Annotated in this window: 1 protein-coding gene; it reads left to right on the forward strand. The window is 45.9% G+C overall.

Annotation, left to right across the window (positions count from 1 at the left end; translation table 11 throughout):
* Nucleotides 1–267 precede the first annotated feature (267 nt).
* On the forward strand, nt 268–1974 hold the full coding sequence (locus MNV_RS10400; protein ID WP_179293927.1) for a DDE-type integrase/transposase/recombinase: 1707 nt from the start codon (nt 268–270) through the stop codon (nt 1972–1974).
* Nucleotides 1975–2111: the final 137 nt, after the last annotated feature.

The raw sequence follows: 2111 nt of genomic DNA on the forward strand, positions 1-2111 counted from the left end.
GAGTCCTGTTCACATGAATATTTACATTACGTGGAAGTAAAACATCATCATTCGATGATTGTTTTCTCCATTTTGAACGGTGAATAGGAAAAGGCTCATGACGAAGGAAATTGGAAAAAATCCGGCCAAATTTTTCCTAAAACTTGAGAGAAGGCGTTTGAGATGCCGAAATCAGGCAATCATCAGCTATCCCCCCTTGTTTTAGACAGATATTCCCTATCTCCTTATCATTGCTGCCTCAATAGAGTTCAGCAGAGGGAGATAAAAATGAATCCGAATGATTTTAGTCAGCTACGACAGCTCTTTACGGACCCGATCCAGCATGATTATGAAGCGATTAGGCCTGTCGTCTTGTTTGCCGATCCGGTCACCCAACGGAGCGAGGAAACAGAGATGGGGCGAACAACCCTGAGCGAGAAGGCCCGCCGCTTTGTCACCGAGGGGATGTTGGGTCTGGCAGATAAGCGAACGACAAATTCTGGCCGCCAAAGGAAAGGATACTCGGAGCCGGTTGCTCGTTATATTCTACAAATCAAGCAGCTTTACCCACCCATCACCAGCAGCGAAATTGTGCGAATACTGGCCAGAAAGTTTGGCTATTCAACGACACATCATACCGTCAGGAAATTTTTAGAGAAAAACCCTGTTCCGATCCAATTGGAATTGAAGATTGAAACGTTTCACGAGTTTGAAGACAACTTCCTGGCTCGCTGGACAGTGGTGCGTATGTATCATGAAGGATGGAAGAAGAAAAGCATTTCCTCTTTGCTCAAAGTATCCCGCCCTCACATTGATACCTTACTAGCCAAATTTGAGAAAGAGGGGTTTGATGGACTCATAGAGAAACGCACCCGGCCACCCAATCATCCGCACAATCAATTAGCGATGCCTTTTCTCGATGAGGTTTTCAAGGTTCAACAAGAATATCCGGGACTGGGCCGAAACCTGCTGTTTGGTGTTCTGGAGTCCCGGCTGGGCGAAGAAAATACGCCCAGCAAAAGCAGTGTCGGCCGGGCAATGGCCGCTAATCGTTTCTTTCGCAATGCCCCCAACCCCTATCAGAAGAAGAAAAAGCAAAAGAAAAAGAAGAAACCCTTACCTTACAACCCACTTTACCTCCATCAATATTGGTTCATCGATATTCGGTATCTGGTCAAGTTGGATGGACAATGGGTGTATAGCATCTGTCTAATGGAAGGGTATTCCCGCACGATTTTGGCTGGTATGGCTTCGGAGTATCAAGATGAAATCGCCATTTTGCAACTATTACATGCAGCTTTTGCTCAATACGGCCGTCCAGAGGCCATTGTTTCCGATAATGGTTCTGTTTTCAGAGCCGACGCTTACAAAGAACTGTTAGCAAAACTTGTTGTCCAGCCTTGTTACATCGAAAAACGTCAATCGTGGCAAAACCTGATTGAATCCCAATTCAATATCCAACGGCTTTACCTCGACATGAAGCTGGAAAATGCCAACTCTCTCGAGGAGATTCAAACAGAACATGTCAAATTTATCCATCTGTTTAACACGACCCGGCATGGGGCTCATGAGAATAGAGCCGATGGACGCAGGACACCGATGGCGGTCCTGGATGGCGCAATGGGGCGTCCCATCGCCGGAAATGATTTGGAAAACGCCTTTCGCCATCTGCAATTTTTGCGCGTGGTGAATCACCATGGACTGGTCAGTGTACAACGCTTCTACATCTATGCCGAACGTGGTCTGGCTAATAAGCGGGTTTCGATCTGGATACATCAAGGTAAATTACAGGTTGAACACCAGAAAACCTTGCTGGCTCAATATGCTTGCAAGTTGAATCGGGAGAGTAGGACGTTGAAGTCGGTGACCAAACCGCATCTTTACCAGACACCATTTGCTTCAGCTCAGCTTGAACTCTTTGAGTTGGATGAAAGGCAGTGGCAAAAAATATACCATCGCCCCCTTATACACATCACACCAAATGGGGTCCAATAGCTGAACAATTGCCATTATTTGCCCTATTTTGCTTGCTATTTCTTTGGTAGCTGGCAGTTTTTGGGGAAGGGCCCTTATTTGTTGCGAATTTCCAGAAATATCTGTGACGGAGTTTTACTTCCAGCCAGAGTAAACTT

Source organism: Candidatus Methanoperedens nitratireducens (assembly GCF_900196725.1).
In the GTDB taxonomy this organism is placed as follows: domain Archaea; phylum Halobacteriota; class Methanosarcinia; order Methanosarcinales; family Methanoperedenaceae; genus Methanoperedens; species Methanoperedens nitroreducens_A.

Excerpts from the sequence above, each read along its gene's own strand:
- MNV_RS10400 (WP_179293927.1), top strand. The coding sequence starts at position 268 with ATGAATCCGAATGATTTTAGTCAGCTACGACAGCTCTTTACGGACCCG.